The 21,200-nt window shown below is 71.3% G+C and carries 22 protein-coding genes and 1 riboswitch; of the genes, 11 read left to right on the top strand and 11 right to left on the bottom strand.

The window, feature by feature from the left end:
• Positions 1-270 precede the first annotated feature (270 nt).
• From RPQ07_RS27335 to RPQ07_RS27325, 3 genes are all read right to left on the bottom strand, one after another.
• Positions 271-669: a DUF3040 domain-containing protein gene (locus RPQ07_RS27335; RefSeq protein WP_313946857.1), complete on the bottom strand. Its 399-nt coding sequence runs from the start codon at positions 667-669 to the stop codon at positions 271-273.
• 249 nt (positions 670-918) lie between these two features.
• Entirely contained in the window at positions 919-1,701 is a 783-nt protein-coding gene (locus RPQ07_RS27330) for a class I SAM-dependent methyltransferase (protein WP_313946856.1), read from the bottom strand.
• A 182-nt stretch (positions 1,702-1,883) separates the two neighbouring features.
• Positions 1,884-2,423, bottom strand: a complete 540-nt coding sequence (locus tag RPQ07_RS27325) for an SAV_6107 family HEPN domain-containing protein (RefSeq protein WP_313946855.1) — start codon at positions 2,421-2,423, stop codon at positions 1,884-1,886.
• 158 nt (positions 2,424-2,581) lie between these two features.
• Here RPQ07_RS27325 and RPQ07_RS27320 point away from each other — a divergent pair, with 158 nt between their 5' ends.
• The 5 genes from RPQ07_RS27320 (at position 2,582) to RPQ07_RS27300 (ending at position 8,885) form a co-directional block, all read left to right on the top strand.
• Positions 2,582-3,550: an ATP-binding cassette domain-containing protein gene (locus RPQ07_RS27320; RefSeq protein ID WP_313946853.1), complete on the top strand. Its 969-nt coding sequence runs from the start codon at positions 2,582-2,584 to the stop codon at positions 3,548-3,550.
• The gene (locus RPQ07_RS27315; RefSeq protein ID WP_313946852.1) at positions 3,522-5,609 is read left to right on the top strand and encodes a YhgE/Pip domain-containing protein; all 2,088 of its coding nucleotides are present in this window, start codon (positions 3,522-3,524) and stop codon (positions 5,607-5,609) included. The genes RPQ07_RS27320 and RPQ07_RS27315 overlap by 29 nt, the downstream gene beginning before the upstream one ends.
• A gap of 30 nt (positions 5,610-5,639) precedes the next feature.
• Positions 5,640-6,248 (top strand): TetR/AcrR family transcriptional regulator, encoded by a 609-nt coding sequence (locus RPQ07_RS27310; RefSeq protein ID WP_313946851.1) that lies wholly within the window; start codon positions 5,640-5,642, stop codon positions 6,246-6,248.
• A 501-nt stretch (positions 6,249-6,749) separates the two neighbouring features.
• Positions 6,750-7,367: a DUF4126 domain-containing protein gene (locus RPQ07_RS27305; RefSeq protein WP_313946850.1), complete on the top strand. Its 618-nt coding sequence runs from the start codon at positions 6,750-6,752 to the stop codon at positions 7,365-7,367.
• Between the two features lie 30 nt (positions 7,368-7,397).
• A complete protein-coding gene (locus tag RPQ07_RS27300; protein ID WP_313946849.1) occupies positions 7,398-8,885 on the top strand; it encodes an NAD(P)/FAD-dependent oxidoreductase in 1,488 nt (495 codons plus the stop codon).
• Positions 8,886-8,959: 74 nt separating this feature from the next.
• On the opposite strand, the gene RPQ07_RS27295 is transcribed toward RPQ07_RS27300, so the two are convergent.
• From RPQ07_RS27295 to RPQ07_RS27270, 6 genes are all read right to left on the bottom strand, one after another.
• On the bottom strand, positions 8,960-9,814 hold the full coding sequence (locus tag RPQ07_RS27295; protein WP_313946848.1) for a hypothetical protein: 855 nt from the start codon (positions 9,812-9,814) through the stop codon (positions 8,960-8,962).
• A gap of 51 nt (positions 9,815-9,865) precedes the next feature.
• Positions 9,866-10,783: a methylenetetrahydrofolate reductase [NAD(P)H] gene (gene metF, locus RPQ07_RS27290; RefSeq protein ID WP_313946847.1), complete on the bottom strand. Its 918-nt coding sequence runs from the start codon at positions 10,781-10,783 to the stop codon at positions 9,866-9,868.
• 75 nt (positions 10,784-10,858) lie between these two features.
• Positions 10,859-11,509, bottom strand: a complete 651-nt coding sequence (thiE, locus tag RPQ07_RS27285; RefSeq protein WP_313946846.1) for a thiamine phosphate synthase — start codon at positions 11,507-11,509, stop codon at positions 10,859-10,861.
• Positions 11,510-11,596: 87 nt separating this feature from the next.
• Positions 11,597-11,962, bottom strand: a complete 366-nt coding sequence (locus tag RPQ07_RS27280) for an Rv2175c family DNA-binding protein (protein WP_313946845.1) — start codon at positions 11,960-11,962, stop codon at positions 11,597-11,599.
• Between the two features lie 121 nt (positions 11,963-12,083).
• Positions 12,084-13,313, bottom strand: a complete 1,230-nt coding sequence (locus tag RPQ07_RS27275; RefSeq protein WP_313946844.1) for an FAD-dependent oxidoreductase — start codon at positions 13,311-13,313, stop codon at positions 12,084-12,086.
• Between the two features lie 41 nt (positions 13,314-13,354).
• Complete coding sequence (locus tag RPQ07_RS27270) at positions 13,355-13,696, bottom strand: hypothetical protein (protein WP_313946843.1); 342 nt, start codon at positions 13,694-13,696, stop codon at positions 13,355-13,357.
• Positions 13,697-13,779: 83 nt separating this feature from the next.
• Positions 13,780-13,892, top strand: a riboswitch (TPP riboswitch).
• Here RPQ07_RS27270 and thiO point away from each other — a divergent pair.
• The 5 genes from thiO (at position 13,890) to RPQ07_RS27245 (ending at position 19,460) form a co-directional block, all read left to right on the top strand.
• Positions 13,890-15,062, top strand: a complete 1,173-nt coding sequence (gene thiO / locus RPQ07_RS27265; protein WP_313946842.1) for a glycine oxidase ThiO — start codon at positions 13,890-13,892, stop codon at positions 15,060-15,062. Its footprint overlaps the riboswitch before it by 3 nt.
• Positions 15,059-15,259, top strand: a complete 201-nt coding sequence (gene thiS / locus RPQ07_RS27260) for a sulfur carrier protein ThiS (RefSeq protein WP_313946841.1) — start codon at positions 15,059-15,061, stop codon at positions 15,257-15,259. Before thiO ends, thiS begins: the two co-directional genes overlap by 4 nt.
• A 6-nt stretch (positions 15,260-15,265) precedes the next feature.
• Complete coding sequence (locus RPQ07_RS27255) at positions 15,266-16,060, top strand: thiazole synthase (RefSeq protein ID WP_313946840.1); 795 nt, start codon at positions 15,266-15,268, stop codon at positions 16,058-16,060.
• Positions 16,061-16,661: 601 nt separating this feature from the next.
• The gene (gene pknB / locus RPQ07_RS27250; RefSeq protein ID WP_313946839.1) at positions 16,662-18,602 is read left to right on the top strand and encodes a Stk1 family PASTA domain-containing Ser/Thr kinase; all 1,941 of its coding nucleotides are present in this window, start codon (positions 16,662-16,664) and stop codon (positions 18,600-18,602) included.
• Positions 18,603-18,608: 6 nt separating this feature from the next.
• The gene (locus tag RPQ07_RS27245) at positions 18,609-19,460 is read left to right on the top strand and encodes a deoxyribonuclease IV (protein WP_313946838.1); all 852 of its coding nucleotides are present in this window, start codon (positions 18,609-18,611) and stop codon (positions 19,458-19,460) included.
• A gap of 54 nt (positions 19,461-19,514) precedes the next feature.
• Here the strand turns inward: RPQ07_RS27245 and RPQ07_RS27240 are convergent, their stop codons facing one another.
• The gene (locus RPQ07_RS27240; protein WP_313946837.1) at positions 19,515-20,147 is read right to left on the bottom strand and encodes a sulfite oxidase-like oxidoreductase; all 633 of its coding nucleotides are present in this window, start codon (positions 20,145-20,147) and stop codon (positions 19,515-19,517) included.
• 156 nt (positions 20,148-20,303) lie between these two features.
• On the opposite strand from RPQ07_RS27240, the gene bfr reads away from it, so the two are divergent.
• A complete protein-coding gene (gene bfr / locus RPQ07_RS27235) occupies positions 20,304-20,783 on the top strand; it encodes a bacterioferritin (RefSeq protein WP_313946836.1) in 480 nt (159 codons plus the stop codon).
• A 64-nt stretch (positions 20,784-20,847) separates the two neighbouring features.
• Here bfr and RPQ07_RS27230 read toward each other — a convergent pair whose 3' ends face one another.
• Entirely contained in the window at positions 20,848-21,093 is a 246-nt protein-coding gene (locus tag RPQ07_RS27230) for a (2Fe-2S)-binding protein (RefSeq protein WP_313946835.1), read from the bottom strand.
• Positions 21,094-21,200: the final 107 nt, after the last annotated feature.

Below are 21,200 nucleotides of genomic sequence, written 5' to 3'. Positions count from 1 at the left end.
ACTCGTCCATCCGGGAGACGCAGCCGGGACTCAGCAAACGGGGATTCGGAGACGGCGATTCGGAGACGGGGACTCGGGGACGACGGAATTCGGGCCGCACGGACCCGAGGCACGCGAAGGCCGGAAGCACCCGCATCCGGGGCGCATCTGTCCGGCGCACGGGCGGGGGCCTGATCCACACGCCAAGCCCCGGGCCTTGCCGTCCCACCATGGCCGCTCACGCGAACAGTTCACCCGCTCGGTGACGCCCTCCGCGAGGTCCGCGGTGGTTCAGTGGCCCTGCTCGTCGCGGCGGCGCTGCCACCGCTGCTCGATCCGGTCCATCATCGACTTGCGCTGACGGGACTGGCGACGCGCGGTTGCGGGCGCGTCTCCCAGGGTCTGTTGCTCACCCGGTTTCGGCGCCTTGCGCCATCCGGTGACCGCCAGGACCGCACAGCCGAGCATGACGAGAAAACCCACCACGCTGATCCAGATCTGCTGCGCGACCATTCCGGCCATGAGGAGCGCGATACCCACCAGGAAGCCGGCGACCGCTTGGTAGACCCGTCGCCGGGTGTACGTACGCAGCCCGCTTCCCTCAAGCGCTGTAGCGAACTTGGGATCTTCGGCGTACAGCGCTCGCTCCATCTGCTCGAGCATTCGCTGCTCGTGCTCCGAGAGCGGCACGGAGTCCTCCTAGTCGTCGGCCGCGGGGGGCGACCGGTATGCGGCCCTTTCAGGATAGGCAGGGAATCGCCCCCGTGAAACCCGCCCTCTATGCCTGTTCACCGCCCGGGCCGCCATGGCGGCTTGGCTGCTGAGGCGTAGATTCCCCAACCGCCGATCCGTCATGCCGGATGGTGTCCCCCGATCATACGGGGCCGAGCCCACGATCGGGGGGTCTGTGGCGTACTCCATGTGCGGCTGCGCCGCTGATCAGCCGCGCTTCTCGCCCAGTACGTGCAGCTGGGTGGCGACCGAGTGGAAGGCGGGCAGCTCGGCCGCGGCCGCCTCCAGCTTGAGCAGAGCCTCCAGAGCGCGCGGCTCGGTGTCCACCAGGACGCCCGGAACGAGGTCCGCGAAGACGCGCACGCCGTGCACCGCGCCGACCTCCACACCGGCGTCGGAGGCCAGCGTGGTGAGCTGCTCCGCGGTGAAGCGGCGGGGCATCGGGTCCCCGTCGCCCCAGCGGCCCGCGGGGTCCGTCAGCGCCTGCCGGGCCTCGGTGAAGTGCCCCGCGAGCGCCCGGGCCAGGACGGCACCGCCGAGGCCTGCGGCCAGCAGGCTGATGATGCCGTCGGCCCGCAGGGCGGCGACCGTGTTCCGCACGCCTTCCGCCGGGTCGTCCACGTACTCCAGGACGCCGTGGCAGAGGACCGCGTCGTAACCGTCGCGCTCGACGACGTCGAAGAGGCCGTGCACATCCCCCTGGACGCCCTTGATCCGGTCGGCGACTCCGGCCTCCGCGGCCCTGCGCTCCAGCGCGAAGAGGGCGTTCGGGCTGGGGTCGACCACGGTGACGCGGTGGCCCAGCCGGGCGACGGGCACCGCGAAGGAACCGCTGCCGCCGCCGGTGTCCAGGACGTCCAGGCTGTCCGTCCCGGTCACCTTGGCCCGGCGGTCCAGAGCGTCCTTGAGGACCTCCCAGACGACCGAGGTGCGCAGGGCGGAGCGGGGCTGACGCGGTGGGGTCTTCCCACCGGGGGACGGGTCCGGCACGGCAGTTGACTCCTCGGGCGGTGCCGCCCCGGGCTGCTGGAACGCGGGCGGGGCGGGCGGTGAGCGATGACCGACGTCGATGAACGCACGACATCTCCCACCCTATTGCCTCGGCCGGACGTCCCAGCGCTGCGTCTCACCCCGCGGCGCCGGCCCTTTCCGCCTGCCGCTCCGTGGCCGTCTCACCCCGCGGCGTCACCCCTCCCCGGCGGCTCCGTCCGGGGCTGCGGCAGGGCCGGCTGGAGCACCAGCATCCGTTCCACCAGGCGCAGGAACATGGCCGCGTCACGCAGCAGGTCGTCGGCGTCGCGGGTGCTCGCCGCCCCCTGTATGCCCGCCTCGGCGCGTGCCCTGCGGGTGGCGCCCGAGGCGAACAGGATGCTCCACTCCGCCAGTTCGGGCGCTATCTCGGGGAGCACTTCCCAGGCGCTCCTGATCCGCCGGCGTCGTCGCTCGCTCGTCTCCGGGCGGCCCCGCGCGGCGAGCACCGCGGCGGCGGTGCGCAGGGCCGCCAGGTGGGCCGTGGCGTAGCGCTCGTTGGGCGTTTCGAGGGTGGCTGCCTCGTCCAGTCCGGTACGGGCCTGGGCGAGGAGGTCGAGGGCGGCGGGGGGCGCGGTGGCCCGCCGCAGGACGGGGTGCACGTCGCTCGCCGGTCCGGTCAGTGAGGGTGCAGGGCCGGTGGCGCGGCGCCGGGGTGCGGCTGCTGCGTAGGAGTTGGCCATGACGAACCTCCTGTCGTCGTGTGACGGCACTGTGGCCGTATGTGTCCATCGTGGAGGCCCCCACTGACAATCGGCCCTGACCTGCTCCTTTGCTTCGATCGTAGGTTCGGTAGTAGTTTTTGCACTGACTGGTCAGTTCAAAAGTTGAGGGAGGGCACGTGGACAGCCCGCACGGGGCAGCCGTCACTGCCGAGGACTTCGGGCTCGAGGGTCCGCGTGGCTGGGCCTTCCGGTCGGTCACCGTCGACGCGGAGCCCGGCTCGCTCATCGCCGTCGTGGGCCCGTCCGGTTCGGGCCGTACGAGTCTTCTGCTCGCGCTCACCGGCCGTATGCGTCCCACCGAGGGCAGCGCCGAGGTCGCCGGACTGCCGCTGCCCCGGAAGATGGCCGCGGTACGCAGGATCAGCGCGCTCGGCCCCGTACAGGGCGTCAGCGAGCTCGACCCGGCGCTGACCGTCGGCGAGCATCTGCGGGAACGCGCCCTGTTGCAGCGCCGTTTCGACGCCTCGCTGCGCGCCCTGCTGAGGCCGCGCGCCGAGCGGGCGAAGGAGGCACGCGACCGTGTCGACGAAGCGCTGGAGGCCGCCGGGCTGGACACGGCCACGCTCCCCAAGCGGGAACGCACCTCCGTACGCGATCTGGAGCGGCTGGAGGCGCTGCGGCTGTCCGTGGCCCTGGCGCTGATCGGCCGGCCGCGGCTGCTCGCCGTCGACGACGCCGACCTGAAGCTCTCCGACGCCGACCGGGCCGAGGCGTGGCGGCTGCTGCGCTCGGTCGCGGAGTCGGGCACGACCGTGCTGGCCGTGTGCAGCGAGGCGCCCGAGGGCGCCACCGTCGTCGTCGGCACCGGCCGAGGCACGGACAGTCCGGACGACGACGCTCCGGACGACGATGCTCCGGGCGACAGGCAGGACGACGGCATCCAGGACGACGGCAGCACCCACGAGGGGCCCGCCGACGACACCACCGACGGCAGCGCGGACACCCGGCCCACCGACGGCGGGGCCACGGCCGGCACCCACGACGACACCGGCACCGACCATGCCGGCACCCACGACGAGACCACCGTCGTGAACACCACCGAGGAGGGGACGGCCGATGCGCTCGCCGAAACTGGCCGCGCTTGAGCTCAAGCGGTTCGGCAGGGGGAAACTGCCGCGTGCCGCACTGGTCGCCGTGGTGCTGCTGCCGTTGCTGTACGGCGCGCTGTACCTGTGGTCCTTCTGGGACCCGTACGGCCGGCTGGACCGGATCCCCGTCGCGCTCGTCAACGACGACAAGGGCGCCCAGGCCGAGGGCAGGAAGATCTCGGCGGGCGACGAGATCACCAAGGGGCTGCGCGAGAGCGACGTCTTCGAGTGGCACGAGGTGAGCGCGGCCGAGGCCCGCGAGGGTGTCGAGGACGGCGCGTACTACCTCTCGCTCACCATGCCCCGGGACTTCAGTGAGCGCATCGCGTCGAGTTCGGGCAACTCCCCCGAGACCGGCGCCCTTCAGGTCCGCACGAACGACGCCAACAACTACATCGTCGGCCAGATTTCGCGGACGGTCTTCGCCGAGGTGCGCACGGCCGCGTCGACCGACGCGTCCCGCTCGTTCCTGGACCGCATCTTCATCTCCTTCTCGAGCATCCATGACGCGACGGAGAAGGCGGCCAAGGGCGCCGACCAGCTCAAGGGCGGTATCGGCAAGGCCAAGAAGGGCTCCAAGGAGCTCGCCGACGGCCTCGAGGACGCGAAGGACGGCAGCGGCAAGCTCGTCGGCGGTCTGTCGAAGCTCTCCAAGGGCGCGAGCGAGCTCGAGACCGGTTCCCGCAAGGTCGCGGGCGGCACCCAGCAACTCGCCGACAAGGTCAACGCGGTGGCCGCCGGCATCCGCCCGTACGTACGGGACGACGGCAAGTCGATCGGTGACGCGGCCCGTCTGGTCTCCGACTCCTCCCGGACCGTCCGCCACACCCTCGACCATCTGGTGAAGAGCGCCCCGGCCGCGGCCGCCCGCGCGCACAAGTCCGCCGACGAGCTGGAAGCGCTCCACCGCTCGCGCTGCGAGGACGCCCTGCTGCCGGACGCCGGTGCCTGCTCGGCTCTGGAGCGTGCCAGGGACGCTGCGAAGGACGTGGCGAAGGTAGCCGACGACGTCGACGCCGTGGTGAAGGACCACCAGGGTGACCTCAAGAAGCTCGACAGCCGGCTCGCCGATCTCCAGAAGAAGGCCGACGAGATCGCCCGGCGCTCGCCGCGGCTCGACGACGACCTGGAGTCGGCCGTCAAGAAGGTCAACGAGCTCAACTCCGGTGCCAGGAAGGTCGCTCAGGGCGCGGACAAGCTGCACTCGGGCCTGAGCACCGCACGGTCGGGTTCCACCGAGCTGGACACGGGCGTGGGCAGGCTCAAGAAGGGTGCCGGGACGCTGGACGGCGGTCTGTTCAAGCTGGCCGACGGTTCGGACGAGCTCGCGGGCGGGCTGAACGACGGCGTCGACAAGATCCCCGACTACAACAAGAAGGACCGGGACCGCCGTACCGAGGTGATGGCGGACCCCGTGAAGCTGGCGAGCCAGTCCCTGCACAAGGCGCCCAACTACGGCACCGGCTTCGCCCCGTACTTCATCCCGCTCTCCCTGTGGGTGGGCTCGATGGTGGCGTACATGATCATCTCGCCGCTGAACCGGCGGGCGCTCGCCGCGGGCGCCTCCGCCTGGCGGATCGCGGTGGCGGGCTGGCTGCCGGTGGTGGCCCTCGGCCTGGTGCAGGTCGTGGCGCTGATGTCGGTGCTGCACTGGACGGTCGGTCTGCAGATGGTCCACGCGGCCGGCACGGTCGGCTTCCTGGCGCTCGTCATCCTCTGCTTCGCCGCGATCATCCAGTGGCTGAACGCCCGGTTCGGGGCGGCCGGCCGGATCCTCGTCCTGGCGCTGCTGATGCTCCAGCTGACCTCGGCGGGCGGCACCTACCCCGTCCAGACCAGCCCGGCGTTCTTCAACGCGATCCACCCCTTCCTCCCGATGAGTTACGTCGTCGACGCACTGCGCCGGCTCATCACGGGCGGCGGGCTGGGCCCGGTGTGGGAGGCGAGCGCCGTCATGATCGCCTTCACTGCGGGTGCGCTCGCGCTCACCGCGATCTCCGCACGCCGTAAGCAGGTGTGGACGCTCGACCGCCTGCACCCCGAGCTGAGCCTCTGAAGGGGCGGCGGACCTGTGAGAATCGATGTCATGGACAGCAGTAGCACCAGACGCCGGGCGACCCGGGCGAAGCTCTACGAAGCCGCGGTGACGCTCATAGCCGAGCAGGGGTTCTCGGCCACCACGGTGGACGAGATCGCCGAGCGCGCCGGCGTGGCCAAGGGCACGGTCTATTACAACTTCAAGAGCAAGACCGAGCTCTTCGAGGAGCTGCTGCGTTACGGCGTCGGCCTCCTCACGGCATCGCTCCAGTCCGCGGCCGACGAGACGGCGGAGCGCGGCGGCACCAAGGTCGAGGCGCTGGACGCCATGATCCGGGCGGGCCTGGTCTTCATCGACCGCTATCCGGCCTTCACACAGCTGTACGTGGCCGAGCTGTGGCGCACCAACCGCGCCTGGCAGTCGACGCTCCTGGTCGTCCGGCAGCAGGCGGTGGCGGTGGTCGAGACGGTGCTGCGGGAGGCCGTCGAGAACGGCGAACTGAGCGAGGAGATCGACATCTCGCTGACCGCGGCAGCGCTGGTCGGGATGGTGCTGGTGGCCGCGCTGGACTGGCAGTCCTTCCAGCGGGAGCGGTCGATCGACGATGTGCACGCGGCGCTCTCACGGCTGCTGCACGGCCGGGTGAGCGGCCGCTGAGACCTCCCGGGGCCCTGCGGGGCTCGCCGGGAGCCCGATGCGACCGGAGACCGGACGGAATCACGCCTGTCGGGGGGCAGGCGTGATGCGACCGGCCGGTCGACGGGTGCAGGGAAAAGACGCCGGTCCGGCGCGGTTCGGTCTCCCGAGCCGTGCCGGACCGGCGTCCTTGTCCCCCGTGCGTCCCCCGTGTTCCCCCGGTTCCCCCGTGTCCCCGTTCCCCCGAGGCCCCCGTACCCCTGCGTCCCCCCGTGGTGCCGGACAACCCGTGGTCGACGGGTTCTCCGTCCTGCACCCCCCGTTCCGTCAGGGGAGCCGCGCCGTTCCGCCGCCCCGTGTCGGCGGTGCCGGCGCTGCGCCCCTTCCGTGGTCTCCACTCTTCCCTCTGCGCAGGTGGCGCCCCATCCGCCCGCCTACTCATCTCTCCCACTAGGTACGGGTACTCAGTCGTCCGCGCTCATCCCCACCCGCGGCGGCCCGCCTCTGGTTACGATCGCGTCCGTGTCCGTACTCCCTCTCGTCTTCACCAGCGGCTGGGCCAGCGGGATCAACGCCTATGCGGTGATCCTCCTGTTCGGCATCTTCGGCGCCACCGGGGTCTCCGACGAGGTGCCCGAGTCGCTCCAGCGCACCGACGTCCTGATCGTCGCCGGTGTGCTCTTCCTGTGCGAGGCGGTGGCGGACAAGATCCCCTATGTCGACTCGATATGGGACTCGGTGCACACCGTGATCCGCCCCGTGGCGGGTGCGGTCGTGGCCGCGCTGCTGGCCGGGGAGAGCGGGTCGCTGCCGGAGATCGCGGCAGGCGCCATCGGCGGCTCGACCGCCTTGATGAGTCATCTCGTCAAGTCCGGCACCCGGATGGCGATCAACACCTCGCCCGAGCCGTTCAGCAATGTCGCGATGAGCGTCGCCGAGGATCTGGGTGTCGCCGGGATCATCACCTTTGCCGTCTTCAACCCGGTGGCCGCGGCGATCATCGCCGCCACGCTGCTGGTCCTCGGCATCGTCGTCGTGGTGTTCCTGGCTTCCAGGATCCGCAGGTTCCTGCGCCGCAGAGCACAGCGGCGCGAGGAGAAACGACTGGCCGCCACGGTGGCCGGCCACCCACCGGGCTGAGTGTCACAGGCGGCCGATACAGTCCCTGACATGGCACGGATTGCGGTGATCGGCGCCGGGATGGGCGCCATGGCGGCTGCCGCCCGGCTGGCCGTGGCAGGCCACCGGGTGACGGTGTACGAGCGCTCGGCGACCTACGGCGGCGCGCTGGGCGCCTTCGAGCGCGACGGGTTCGTCTTCGACACCGGACCGGGTCTGCTGCATCTGCCCGCCGTCTGGCGGGACTTGTTCCTGAAGACCGGCAAGGAGCCGCTGGAGCGGTGCGTCGGCCTGACCGAGGTCGATCCAGCGAGCCGGCACCTCTTCGCCGACGGCTCCGCGGTGACCCTTCCGAATGCCTCGCGGGCCGGCATCGTCTCCGCGCTGGAGTCGGCGCTGGGCGCCGGGGCGGGTGAGCGGTGGGGCGACTTCCTCGGACGGGCGCGGGACGCCTGGGACCGCTCCCGCCGGCCGCTGCTGGAGGAGCCCCTGTGGGACGACTGGCAGGTGCTGGGCCGCGATCCCTACCCGGCCCTGCGGCAGCGCAGGATGCTGCGCACCCGGCAGGCCACCACCGTCTCCGAGGTCGGCGCCCTGGAGCTGGCCGACCCGAGGCTGGCCGCGCTCTTCGAGGGCTGCGCCCTGGCGTACGGCCTGGACCCCCGGCACGCCCCGGCGAGCGCGGCGCTGCTGCCGTACATGGAGCAGACGTTCGGCAGCTGGTATGTCGCGGGCGGCATGCGGGAGTTGGCCCGTGCGGTGTACGAGCGCTGTCTGGCCCGGAAGGTGGAGTTCGTCTTCGGGTCGGAGGTGACGTCGGTCCTCGTCCGGGACGGTCGCGCGGCCGGTGTCGAGCTCGCCGGGGCCGCGGTCGCCGAGGCCGACCAGGTGGTGGCAGGCGCGGACATCCCGCTTCCGGCCGGGCAGGAGCTGTGGGAGGACGGCGACGTGCGCCCGCAAGCGGGGCCCGGCGCAGGGCAGTTGCCGGGCAGGTTCACCGTTCTGCTGGGGCTGCGCGGGGCACGGCCCGCCGCGGCCGTCCACCGGAGCGTGGTCCACTCCCCCGACACCGGCGCGGAGGCGGCGGCCGTCTTCGGCGGCCGTCTCGCCGAGAGGCCCACGGTCACCGTGCTGCGGCCCGACGACCCGCGCACCCGCCCGGACGACGCGCACGAGGCGGTCACCGTCACCGCGACGGTGACCGGCCACGGCGGCGCAATCGACTGGAGGGACAAGGCCCTGCGCGAGCGCTGCGCGGAAGCGCTGATCGACGCCGCGGGCACAGCCGTCGAGGACCTGCGCGCGCGGGCGCTGTGGCACGAGATCCTGACGCCCGCCGAGACGGGCGGGCTCCCGGCGCCGTCGCTGGCCGGGCTGGGCGGCCGGTATCTGCATCCCGCGAACAGCACCCGGCTGCCCGGGCTCCATCTGGTCGGCGGACGCTCGCACCCGGGCGGCGGACTGGCACACGCCGGCATGTCGGGGGCACTCGTGGCCGGACTCATCGTGGAGGGCGCGGACTTCCGCGGCTCGCGGTAAGGCGCCGCGGACGCCGGGTAGGCAGGAGGCGCCGGCGTACGGCAGGCGGCGCCGGCTCGGAAGGTCCGACTGCCTCAGTAGCGGTACTGCTGCTCGTTGTACTCGTTGTCGTAGCCGTACGGCGACTGCTGTTCCCCGGGCACCTGCTGGTCGGTGTCCCGCTGCTGCGGCACCCACACCCCGCCGGGCGGAGTGTCGCTGTACGACGGCTGCGCGTAGTACGGATCGGTGTACTGCTGCTGCGGGCTGCCGAAGCTGTCGTAGTTCTCGTAGGTGCTGTACTGCTGGCCGCCCACGTAGGGGTCGGAGTACGCGGCGTACTGCTGCTGGCCGGTGCCGTAGTCGTACTGCCCGGTGAAGGCGTCCTGGCCCGTGGGCTGCTGGTCGTAGCCGTAGTACGGGTCGTACTGGCCGTCGGTCCGGCCCGCGGGCTGCCCGTAGTTGTCTGCGTTCTGGGCGTTCTGGTCCTGCTGCATCGCCGCGTAGGCCGCGTCGCTGTAGACGCCGTACTGCCCGGTGTCGTCGGGCAGCGGCTGCGGCTCGTAGACCGGCTCGGGGTCCAGGTCGGGGGCGGCGGGAGCCTCGTAGGCGAGGTCCGACACCTCCAGCGTGGGCTCACGCGTGGCGGCTTCGCCCTGCCGGCCACCGGACTTGCGGCGGCGGCTCGCGCCGGGACTGCCGCCGAGGGCCCACCCGGTGGAGAAGCCGCGGCGGAAGGAGAGCGTCACATAGGTCTGTCCGACGGCGAAGGCGATGGCACCGAGCGCGATCACGACCACGGACGGCAGCAGCACACCGAAGACGACACAGAGGAATCCGCCGAAGGCCAGCAGCCGCCAGCGCAGCCGCGCCTTGTACTGCAGCAGCACCTCGCCGAGCAGCCACAGCGCGACGATTCCGAACGCGACGTAGAGGACCGTCCAGCCCATGCCCGCCCCTCTCCTTCGGCCGCCGCCCCCGGTCGGGTCGGCTACGACCGATCACAACTGCTCGTGCAGTCCGAGATTCTCGTAGATTTCGAGCGTCGCCGTGGAGTTGTTGAGCGTAATGAAGTGCAGTCCGGGGACACCCTCGGAGAGCAGCTCCGCGCAGAACTCCGTTGCGAACTCGATCCCCATGGAGCGTACAGCCGCCGGATCGTCCTTGACCGTGAGGATCCTCTCTTTCAGGTCCTCAGGGATCGATGCGTTGCTGAGCTGGGCAAACCGCTCGAGCTGTTTGACGCTGGTGACGGGCATGATCTCGGGGATGATCGGGGTGGCGCAGTCCGCGGCCGCGACCCGGTCACGCAGCCGCAGATAGTCCTCGGCCCTGAAGAACATCTGGGTGATCGCGTAGTCGGCGCCGGCGCGGCACTTGTCGACGAAGTGCCGGGTGTCGGTCTCCCAGTCGGCGGACCGGGGATGCATCTCCGGGAAGGCCGCCACGCCGACACAGAAATCGCCCGACTCCTTGATCAGGCGCACCAGTTCGGCCGCGTACCGCACGCCGTCGGGGTGCTTGACCCAGTCGCCCATCGGGTCGCCGGGCGGGTCGCCCCGGACGGCGAGGATGTTGCGGATGCCGGCGTCGGCGTACTGGCCGATCATGTTCCGCAGCTCGGCGATCGAGTGGTTGACCGCCGTGAGGTGCGCGACGGGGGTGAGCGTCGTGTCCGCGGCGATCTGCTCGGTGGCCTTGACGGTGCCGGCGCGGGTGGAGCCGCCGGCGCCGTAGGTCACGGAGACGAAGCTGGGGGCGACCGCCTCGACCCGGCGCAGAGCGTTCCAGAGGTTGCGCTCGCCCTTTTCCGTTTTCGGCGCCCAGAACTCGAAGGAGTAGGACGTCCTGCCGGTCGCGAGCAGCTCACGCACCGTCCGTGCGTGGTCCGTCCTGGTGGAAGCTGTTCCGAGGGCCATACTCGCAGGTTATCCACGCCCAGGGGGTGACCCAACCGGAGTCCACCCATCGGACACCGATTGTTCGCCCTTGGCCTACTCTCCGCGCTCGCGTATCCGCTTGGCGAGATGGGCGGCGGCGGCCCCGGGATCGGCCGCCTCGGTGATCGCCCGGACGACGACGACCCGGCGGGCGCCCGCGTCGAGCACCTCGTCCAGATTGCCCGCGTCGATGCCGCCGATCGCGAACCAGGGCCGGTCGGTGCCCAGTGCGGCGGTGGAGCGCACGAGGTCCAGGCCGGGGGCGTGCCGGCCGGGCTTGGTGGGCGTCGGCCAGCAGGGACCGGTGCAGAAGTAGTCCACACCGGGCTCGACCGCCGCCGCGGCGGCCTCGGAGGCGGCGTGTGTGGAACGGCCGATGAGGACGTCGTCGCCGAGGATGGCGCGGGCGGCCGGGACCGGCAGGTCGCCCTGTCCCAGATGCAGGACCGCGGCGCCGATGGCATGCGCGACGTCCGCGCGGTCGTTCACGGCGAGCAGCTTGCCGTGCCGGCGGCAGGCGTCGGCGAAGACCTGGAGGTGTTCCAGCTCCTCGGCCGCTTCCATGCCCTTGTCGCGCAGCTGCACGATGTCGACCCCGGAGGCGAGCACCATGTCCAGGAAAGCGGCGAGGTCGCCCTGCTTCTTGCGGGCGTCCGTGCACAGATAGAGCCGGGCGTCGGACAGCAGAGCGCGAGCCGTGGACATGGCGATTTCCCCCCGGGGCGGGTCGGCGGTGTGCTGGCAGGACCCTTCGGCCCTGCCCGCACACCGCTTGATGGTGTCTTCAGGGCGTCAGACGGCGAGCGCCTGGGCCCGGCGCTTCACCTCCGTGCCGCGATTCTCGCTGAGCGCCTGCGCGGGGGTGCCGGGCAGGGTCGGGTCGGGGGTGAAGAGCCACTCCAGCATCTCTTCGTCGGAGAAGCCGTCGTCCCTCAGGAGCGTCAGGGTGCCGGAGAGGCCCTTGACGACCTTCTCGCCGCTGATGAAGGCGGCGGGAACCTGGAGCACCCGGTTCTCACCTCGGCGCACCGCGATCAGCTGGCCCTCCTTGACCAGCTGCCGGACGCGCGTCACCTCGACATCGAGCATTTCCGCGATGTCGGGGAGGGTGAGCCAGGCGGGGACGAGAGCATCGATCTTTGCGTCAATCTCGGTCACAGGACAAGCCTGCCATCTGGGACTGACAGTGGGTAGCGCTGCCCCGCACACGAACGCCCCGATCAGCCCGGAATCGGGGAGAATGCGCAGGTCAGCGAGGAACTGTCGGGAGAGAGCCTGCTCACAGCGAAGCGGCCTTCAGAGGGACCGAGGGGTCCGCGGCCGCCGTCGGATCCAGCCGTGTGCCCGTCATGACGAGTTTGCGGCCCTGTGCCAGATCGCGCGGCCTGCCCACCGCGAGCAGGGCGACGAGCGCACCGTCCCGCAGCCACAGCACCGACCAGGAGACGCCCGCCGGGTCGCCGCGCCACACCAACGTGTCGGCGACGGCGTGGTGGCCCACGTACTGCACGAACCGGCCGAACTGCTCGGACCAGAAGTACGGGACGGGGTCGTAGATCTGCGCGGGTTCGCCGAGGTCCTCCGCGATGACGTTGGCGGCGACCGTGCGCGGTCCCTGGAGGGCGTTGTCCCAGTGGTGCACGAGCAGCCGCTGCCCGTAGCGGGCGGACGGGAAGGAGGCGCAGTCGCCTACGGCGTACACATCGGGCAGCGAGGTGCGCAGATACTCGTCGGCGGTGATCGCGCCGTCCGGACCGAGCGCGATGCCGGAGCCGGTGAGCCACCGGGTGGCGGGCCGTGCGCCGATGCCGACGACGACGGCCCCGGCGGCGAGCCGTCTGCCGTCCGAGAGAATCACCGTGCCGGGCTCGATCTCCTCCACCCGGGAGCCCGTGAGCAGTTCGATGCCGTACTCCGCGTACCAGTCGGTCATCGCGGCGGCGACCTCGGCGGGCAGTGCGCCGGCGAGCGGGCGGTCCGCGGCCTCGACGACGGTGACCGCACAGCCGGCCTCTCGGGCCGCCGTCGCGAACTCCGCGCCGATCCAGCCCGCGCCGACGACCACGATGTCGTGCTGCCGGGCGAGCACGGGGCGCAGCCGGGCGGCGTCGTCGAGGGTGCGCAGCAGATGGACGCCGGGCACCGAAGCGGCCCCCGGCAGGTGGACGGGCTCGGCGCCGCTGGCGACGACCAGGACGTCGTACGGGACGGGCCCGGCCTCGGTGTCCAGTTCGTGCTCCTGCGGACGGACGCCCATCACCTCGCAGCCGAGCCGCAGCCCGATGCCGAGGGCCTCGAAGTCGACGTCGAAGGCCGATCCTTCCGACTTGCCGAGGAGGACGGCCTTGGACAGCGGGGGACGGTCGTACGGCTGATGGGGTTCGGCGCCGATGAGGGTGACCGGACCGGTGAAGCCCTGTTCGCGCAGGGCGACGGCGGTCTGCACGCCCGCCATCCCGGCTCCGACGATCACCACGCGCCGCGCCTGCTGTGTCTGCTGCTCGCTCACCCGTCAACCTTACGCATCCGGCGACCCCATCTGACAGCTCGTCAGGACAGCGGCTGCTCCACGACGCTCGTCCCGCTGCCCTCCTGCGACTCCCACTCCCAGCTCTCCTCCAGGCGCAGTCTGCCGTCCGGCAGCTCGGCGACCGTCGAGACACAGTGCCCGGACGCGGTACGGCCGTCCGTCTTCAACTGCACATAGCGGAAGTCGATCCGGTCCCCCTGACGGGTGCCCACCAGATGCCCGCGGATCACGTCGCCGCCCGCGTACTCGGCCCAGATGTGCCCGTCCCGCTCGTGGTACGTGAAGCGGGTACGGGTGCCGACCTGACCCGGAGCCTGGTCCGCGACCGGCACCAGAACGACTCCGTCGAGCGATCCCGCCATCGAACACACCTCCTGTACCGCAGGCCTTGGGAAGCCGTCGCTCCCTTAACCCGACACCGGGCCCGGGGTTAGGGTGGACACCGTAAGACACTCGCGGGAGTCCGGACGCACCGGGCTGAGAGGGAGGCTGGACGGCCTCCGACCGTACGAACCTGATCCGGGTCATGCCGGCGAAGGGAGGGGCTGGACGCCCATGTCGCGTATCCCAGGAACGCGCGCCTCAGACGTTCTCGTCGTCGGGGGCGGAATCATCGGACTTGTCACGGCCTGGCGCGCGGCCCAGCGCGGACTGGCCGTCACCGTCGCCGATCCGGAGCCGGGCGGCGGCGCGGCGCAGGTCGCCGCGGGCATGCTCGCGGCCGTCACCGAACTGCACTACGGCGAGCAGACGCTGCTCGCGCTCAACGTCGCGTCCGCACAGCGCTATCCGGCGTTCGTCGCCGAGCTGGAGGAGGCGAGCGGGCAGGGCGTCGGATACCGCGCCTGCGGGACCCTCGCCGTCGCGCTCGACGCCGACGACCGCGCCCATCTGCGGGAACTGCACGCCCTGCAACGGCGTTCCGGACTCGCCTCGGAATGGCTGACCGGCCGTGAGTGCCGGCGCCTGGAGCCGATGCTCGCTCCCGGTGTCCGCGGCGGTCTGCGGGTGGACGGTGACCACCAGGTCGACCCGCGCCGCCTCGCGTCCGCGCTGGTCACGGCGTGCGAGCGGGCGGGGGTGGTCTTCCGCCACGGCTGGGCGGAACGGCTGTCGGTCACGGGCGACCGGGCGGCCGGTGTCGTCCTCGCCGACGGGGAGGAGCTCACCGCCGACCAGGTGGTGCTCGCCGGCGGCAGCCTGAGCGGCAGGCTGAACGGGGTCCCGGCGGATGTGCTGCCTCCCGTCCGTCCGGTGAAGGGCCAGGTCCTGCGGCTGACCGTGCCGCCCGCGTACGCGCCCTTCCTGTCCAGGACCGTCCGTGCGGTGGTCCGCGGCAGCGACGTCTATCTGGTGCCGCGTGAGAACGGCGAGCTGGTCGTCGGCGCGACGAGCGAGGAGCTGGGCTGGGACACCACGGTCACCGCGGGCGGTGTGTACGAGCTGCTGCGCGACGCCCATGAGCTGGTGCCCGGCATCACGGAGCTGCCGCTCACCGAGACCCGCGCCGGGCTGCGCCCCGCCTCCCCCGACAACGCGCCGCTGCTCGGACCGACCGCGCTGCCCGGCCTGCATCTGGCCACCGGTCACCACCGCAACGGGGTTCTCCTGACGCCCGTCACCGGCGATGTGATGGCCGCGGTCCTGGTCTCCGGCTCACTCCCCGACGAGGCCCGCCCCTTCACCCCTCGCCGCTTCTCCGCCGTCTCCCAGGAGCAGCCCGCATGAACGTCTCCGTCAACGGCGAGGCCAGGGTGCTCGCCACCGGAACCACACTCGACACCCTGGTCACGGAGCTGACCCCCGCCCGGTCCGGCGTCGCCGCCGCCGTCAACGAGGCGGTGGTCCCGCGCAGCGCATGGGCGGGCACCCTGCTCGACGACGGCGACCGTGTCGAGGTCCTCACCGCAGTCCAGGGAGGCTGATCAGCCATGGCCGACGACCGTCTCACCATCGGTGACACCACCTTCAACTCCCGGCTGATCATGGGTACCGGCGGTGCGCCCAGCCTCGACGTCCTGGAACGCTCCCTGATCGCGAGCGGCACCGAACTGACCACCGTCGCGATGCGCCGGCTGGACGCGACGGTCCAGGGCTCCGTGCTCTCCGTCCTGGACCGGCTCGGCATCCGCGTCCTGCCCAACACGGCCGGCTGCTTCACCGCGGGCGAGGCCGTCCTGACCGCCCGGCTCGCGCGCGAGGCGCTCGGGACGGACTGGGTGAAGCTCGAGGTCGTCGCGGACGAGCGCACGCTGCTGCCCGATCCGATCGAGCTGCTCGACGCGGCGGAAACCCTGGTCGACGACGGATTCACGGTCCTGCCGTACACCAACGACGACCCGGTGCTCGCGCGGAAGCTGGAGGACGTGGGCTGCGCGGCGATCATGCCGCTGGGCTCCCCCATCGGCTCCGGCCTCGGCATCCGCAACCCGCACAACTTCCAGCTGATCGTCGAGCACGCGCGCGTGCCGGTGATCCTGGACGCGGGCGCGGGCACGGCGTCCGACGCGGCGCTGGCGATGGAGCTGGGCTGCACGGCGGTGATGCTGGCGTCGGCGGTCACCCGGGCGCAGGAGCCGGTCCTGATGGCGGAGGCGATGCGCCACGCGGTGGAGGCGGGCCGCCTGGCCCACCGCGCGGGCCGCATCCCCCGCCGCCACTTCGCCGAGGCATCATCGCCCCAGGAGGGCCGAGCCCACCTGGACCCGGAACGCCCGGCGTTCTGACGCGTACGGGAGGGTCTGTCGGCGGGGCCGCATGAGGCCCCGCCGGGATCGAGGCGGGGGGCGCACCAGGCCCGGGGGCCGCACCGAATCCGGCCGACGGTCGAGGCGGGCGGGGGCCACACCAAACCCGGCCAACGGTCGAGGCACGGGGACACCATCCAGCCCCGCCGGCGATTGAGGCGCGGGGGCCCGGGGGCAGCGCCCCCGCAAGGAGCCGCACCCACCCAGCCCGGCCCCATGCGGCGCAGGCGTCGTCCTCGAACGCCGGCCGGTCCGACATCGCCCTCCCCACGCAGGGCCAAGCTCAGGCCCCGCCGGTGATCGAGGCACAGGGACGACCTCCGGCCCCGCCGCCAATCGAGGCGCAGGGACGATTTCCCGCCGCGCCCGCGATTGAGGCGCGACCCCCCGAACACCGCACCCCCACCGCGCCCCGCCCCCGTCCCCCTCCGCCCGTCCGGCCCGCCGTCCCGCGTCGAAAGCCGGTCGCACCGGAGCGGGCCCGCACAAGCGCGTCTGCTGTCACAGCTCGGCTGCAGTACGGCCCCGGTCCCGCCCCGGGACGTCAGGGGTGTCCGAGGTGACTCGTAGAATCTCCCGCGTGGACACGACCCTCAAGGACCCCCTCGTCGGGCAGCTGCTCGACGGCCGCTACCGCGTCGACGCGCGTATCGCCGTCGGCGGTATGGCCACGGTCTACCGGGCGGTCGACACCAGACTCGACCGGGAACTCGCCCTCAAGGTGATGCACCCCGCCCTCGCGACGGACGCCTCCTTCGTGGAGCGGTTCATCCGTGAGGCCAAGTCCGTCGCCCGGCTCTCCCACCCCAATGTGGTGGGGGTCTTCGACCAGGGCGCCGAAGGTGCGTACGTCTATCTGGCCATGGAGTACGTGGCGGGCTGCACCCTGCGCGACGTCCTGCGCGAGCGCGGAGCGCTCCAGCCGCGGGCCGCGCTGGACATCCTGGAGCCCGTGCTCGCCGCGCTCGGCGCTGCCCACCGGGCCGGGTTCGTCCACCGGGACATGAAGCCGGAGAACGTGCTGATAGGGGACGACGGCCGGGTCAAGGTCGCCGACTTCGGCCTGGTGCGTGCGGTCGGCTCCGTCACCAGCACCACCGGCACCGTCCTCGGCACCGTCTCCTACCTCGCCCCGGAGCAGATCGAGTACGGCACGGCCGACACCCGCGCCGATGTGTACGCCTGCGGTGTCGTCCTGTACGAGATGCTGACCGGCGGCAAGCCGCACTCCGGCGACACCCCGGCCCAGGTGCTCTTTCAGCATCTGAACGAGGACATTCCGGCGCCCTCCGCGCTCGTCCCCGGCCTCGCCGTCGAGCTCGACGAGCTGGTCGCGAGTGCCACCGCCCGCAATCCCGAGATCCGCCCGTACGACGCGGTGGCGCTGCTCGCCCTGGTCCGTGAGGCCCGTGCCGCACTCGGCGACGACCAGCTGGACCTGGTGCCTCCGCAGGCGCTCCAGCAGGAGCCGCAGACGCACGCGACCGGCGCGGACGCGGGCCCCGATGAGCGTACGGACGTCATCCCGCGCGTGCTGCCCGGCGAAGAGCCGCAGGTCAATCACACGGCCCGGATGGCGATGCCGCCCTCCCCTCCGCAGCACCGCCCGGACCGCACCGGCCGCTCCCGTGTGCCGCGGCGCGGTGTGGTCGCGATCCTTGTCGCCGTCTTCCTGGTGCTCGGCGCCGGGGCCGGCGTCTGGTACATCAATTCCGGGCAGTTCACCCGCGTCCCGGCCCTGATCGGCAAGTCCGAGAAGGACGCCCGGCAGGAGCTCAAGGACGCCGGTCTCGATGTGAAGACCGTCAAACGCGACTTCAGCGAGACGGTCGACCGCGGCTCGGTCATCAACAGCGACCCCGGCACCAACGAACGCATCCGCGGCAACGGCTCGGTGACGCTGATCGTCTCGCGCGGCCCGAAGATCGTCAGGGTCCCCGACGTCGGCGGCGACCCCCTCGCCACGGCCGAGAGCAAGCTCAAGAAGGCAGGGCTCGCACCCGGGGTGGTCACCAAGGAGTTCAGCGAGGACGTGCCCCAGGGCCGTGTCGTCAGCACCGAGCCGGCGGCCGGTGCCCGGCGCAGCCCGGACTCCGCGGTCGCGATCGTCGTCAGCAAGGGCTCCCCCGTCGAGGTCCCGGGCGTGATCGGCGACTCCGTCGAGGACGCGACCGGCGAGCTGGAGGATGCCGGCTTCACGGTCAAGGTCGCCCCCGCGCAGGTCAACTCCCCGGAGGAGGCGGGCACCGTCGCCCGCCAGTCGGCGGCCGAGGGGGCCAAGCTGGCCTCAGGCGACACGATCACGCTGACCGTCTCCAAGGGACCGCGCTCGATCGACGTCCCCGATGTCGTCGGGATGAGCGTCGACGAAGCCACCGCCGAGCTGGAGGACGCGGGCTTCGAGGTGGACGTCGAGAAAGCCTTTCCCTTCCTGGGCGACACCGTCGAGAGCCAGTCCCCGGCCGCGGACGGCAAGGCGCCCGAGGGCAGCACGATCACCATCAAGACCAAGGGAATCTAGCCACAGATGCGCAACCCCGTCGGCGGCCACGTCCCCGTGGCCGGCGGACTCGCCAAGGTCGGTCTCGGATACGCGACGGAACTGCGGGCGGAGACCGTCCAGGTCTTCGTCGCCAATCCGCGGGGCTGGGCGACACCGCCGGGCAATCCCGCGCAGAACGAGCTGTTCCGCTCGGAGTGCGCCGCCGCGGACATGCCGGCGTACGTCCATGCTCCGTATCTGATCAACTTCGGTTCCCACACCGAGGCGACCGTCGAGCGGTCCGTGGACTCGTTGCGCCACTCGCTGCGCCGCGCCCGCGAGATAGGCGCCCTGGGCGTCGTCGTGCACACCGGGTCGGCGACGGGCGGGCGGCCGCGGGAGGTGGCGCTGGCGCAGGTGCGTAAGCGGATGCTGCCGCTGCTGGACGAGCTGACGCACGACGACGACCCGTTCCTGCTGCTGGAGTCGACGGCCGGGCAGGGGTTCTCGCTCTGCTCGCGGACCTGGGACTTCGGGCCGTACTTCGCGGCTCTGGACGCCCATCCCAAGCTGGGAGTCTGTCTGGACACCTGCCATCTGTTCGCGGCAGGACACGACCTGGCGGCACCGGGCGGTATGGCGCAGGCACTGGACCTGCTGGTGGAGACGGTCGGCGAAGGGCGCCTCAAGCTGATCCACGCCAACGACTCGAAGGATGTCGCGGGCGCCCACAAGGACCGTCACGAGAACATCGGCGCGGGTCACATCGGCGAGGAGCCGTTCCGGGAGCTCATGCGCCACCCGGCGACCGAGGGCGTACCGCTGATCATCGAGACCCCGGGCGGCAAGGAGGGCCACGCGGCGGACGTGGCCCGGCTCAAAGCACTCCGCGACTGACCGTCCCTGGCGTTCCGGCGCCCTGAACGACGACAGGCCCTGGGGACACGACCCCTAGAGTTCGGGGCCGTCCCCCGGCTCCTCCTGGTAGGAGTAGCGCTGCTCCCGCCAGGGGTCGCCGAGGTTGTGATAACCCCGCTCCTCCCAGAAGCCACGCCGGTCGTCGGTCATGTACTCCACGCCGCGGACCCACTTGGGCCCTTTCCAGGCGTAGAGATGCGGCACGACCAAGCGCAGGGGGAAGCCGTGCTCGGCGGTGAGCAGTTCACCGTCCTTGTGGGTGGCGAAGATCGTGCGCTCCGAGGTGAAGTCGGAGAGCCGCACATTGGCGCTGTAGCCGTACTCGGCCCAGACCATGACATGGGTGACGTTCTCGGCCGGCGGCGCGAGGGCGACCAGTTCGCGGGCGGGAACACCACCCCATTCGGCCCCCAGCATGCTGAACTTCGTCACGCAGTGCAGATCGGCGACGACCGACGAGAAGGGCAGCGCCGAGAACTCCTCGTGGTTCCAGCAGTGTTTGTCGCCGTCGGCCGTGGCGCCGAAAACCCTGAACTCCCAGCGGTCCGGCTTGAACTTGGGTACGGGCCCGTAGTGGGTGACCGGCCAGCCTCGCTGCAGTCGCTGACCCGGCGGAAGCTCGGACTCCTCTGATGCGCGGTATTCCCGGCTTTCCGGCTGACCCATGTCTTCAATGGTGACAGACCGCATGGGGTGGTCATGACCAGGTCTGGCCCGATTCGGGCAACTCCTACTAAGGAGGCACTTACTGGACGGGCTCACGGACGCGATGGAAGGATGCGGCCACTTGCCCCGGTACCAAGCGCGGAAGGAGCCTCTGCGATGCAGGGCGACCCCGAGGTCATCGAGTTCCTCAATGAGCAGCTGACCGCCGAATTGACCGCGATCAACCAGTACTTCCTGCACGCGAAGATGCAGGAGAACTTCGGCTGGACGAAGCTTGCCAAGTACACCCGGTCGGAGTCGTTCGACGAGATGAAGCACGCGGAAGTGCTCACCGACCGGATTCTCTTCCTCGACGGACTTCCGAACTACCAGCGCCTGTTCCACGTGCGCATCGGCCAGACGGTCACCGAGATGTTCCAGGCGGACCGGCAGGTCGAGGTGGAGGCGATCGACCGTCTGCGGCGCGGTATCGACATCATGCGCGCCAAGGGTGATGTCACGTCCGCGAACATCTTCGAGTCGATCCTCGAGGACGAGGAGCACCACATCGACTATCTCGACACGCAGCTGGATCTGATCGAGAAGCTCGGTGAGCCGCTCTACATCGCACAGCTGATCGAGCAGCCCGACAGCTGACGTACGCCGAGGGCCGCGGTCCAGGGCCCTCGCGGGCTCCGCGCGCCCCGGAAAGGCGGCAAGGCTAGGCGGCTTCGTCCAGCTCCGCGAGGCCGGCCGTGAGAGCGGGCTTGCCCTGCTCCAGCAGCTCACGCCGCGGGCACGTGCCGCGGCCGAGGATCGACTGGATCGTCCGCACGCACGAGCCGCAGTCGGTGCCCGCCTTGGAGGCGGAGGCGATCTGACGAGGGGTGCAGGCACCCGCGTCCGCGTGCTCCTTGACCTGCTTCTCGGTGACGCCGAAGCATGAGCATACGTACACGCGGTTCACCTCCAGGCCGGTCGGTCGTCTGCCTCCGATTGCTCGGTGAGGCTAACCTAACCTTACCCGCCGTGGCCAGCCTGGAAAAGCGCTGTGGGGCGCGGATCACATGGATC

The sequence above is a fragment of the Streptomyces sp. AM8-1-1 genome (assembly GCF_032229325.1).
In the GTDB taxonomy this organism is placed as follows: domain Bacteria; phylum Actinomycetota; class Actinomycetes; order Streptomycetales; family Streptomycetaceae; genus Streptomyces; species Streptomyces achmelvichensis.
Note: the sequence above shows the minus strand (reverse complement) of the source record. Positions and strands in the feature narration are given on the sequence as shown.

What these genes read in the sequence shown, in the direction of transcription:
- RPQ07_RS27325 (WP_313946855.1), bottom strand. Translation starts at nt 2,423, where the DNA reads ATGGCCAACTCCTACGCAGCAGCCGCACCCCGGCGCCGCGCCACCGGC.
- RPQ07_RS27315 (WP_313946852.1), top strand. Translation starts at nt 3,522, where the DNA reads ATGCGCTCGCCGAAACTGGCCGCGCTTGAGCTCAAGCGGTTCGGCAGG.
- RPQ07_RS27310 (WP_313946851.1), top strand. Translation starts at nt 5,640, where the DNA reads ATGGACAGCAGTAGCACCAGACGCCGGGCGACCCGGGCGAAGCTCTAC.
- RPQ07_RS27300 (WP_313946849.1), top strand. Translation starts at nt 7,398, where the DNA reads ATGGCACGGATTGCGGTGATCGGCGCCGGGATGGGCGCCATGGCGGCT.
- RPQ07_RS27295 (WP_313946848.1), bottom strand. Translation starts at nt 9,814, where the DNA reads ATGGGCTGGACGGTCCTCTACGTCGCGTTCGGAATCGTCGCGCTGTGG.
- metF (WP_313946847.1), bottom strand. Translation starts at nt 10,783, where the DNA reads ATGGCCCTCGGAACAGCTTCCACCAGGACGGACCACGCACGGACGGTG.
- thiE (WP_313946846.1), bottom strand. Translation starts at nt 11,509, where the DNA reads ATGTCCACGGCTCGCGCTCTGCTGTCCGACGCCCGGCTCTATCTGTGC.
- RPQ07_RS27270 (WP_313946843.1), bottom strand. Translation starts at nt 13,696, where the DNA reads ATGGCGGGATCGCTCGACGGAGTCGTTCTGGTGCCGGTCGCGGACCAG.
- thiO (WP_313946842.1), top strand. Translation starts at nt 13,890, where the DNA reads ATGTCGCGTATCCCAGGAACGCGCGCCTCAGACGTTCTCGTCGTCGGG.
- thiS (WP_313946841.1), top strand. Translation starts at nt 15,059, where the DNA reads ATGAACGTCTCCGTCAACGGCGAGGCCAGGGTGCTCGCCACCGGAACC.
- RPQ07_RS27255 (WP_313946840.1), top strand. Translation starts at nt 15,266, where the DNA reads ATGGCCGACGACCGTCTCACCATCGGTGACACCACCTTCAACTCCCGG.
- RPQ07_RS27245 (WP_313946838.1), top strand. Translation starts at nt 18,609, where the DNA reads ATGCGCAACCCCGTCGGCGGCCACGTCCCCGTGGCCGGCGGACTCGCC.
- RPQ07_RS27240 (WP_313946837.1), bottom strand. Translation starts at nt 20,147, where the DNA reads ATGGGTCAGCCGGAAAGCCGGGAATACCGCGCATCAGAGGAGTCCGAG.
- bfr (WP_313946836.1), top strand. Translation starts at nt 20,304, where the DNA reads ATGCAGGGCGACCCCGAGGTCATCGAGTTCCTCAATGAGCAGCTGACC.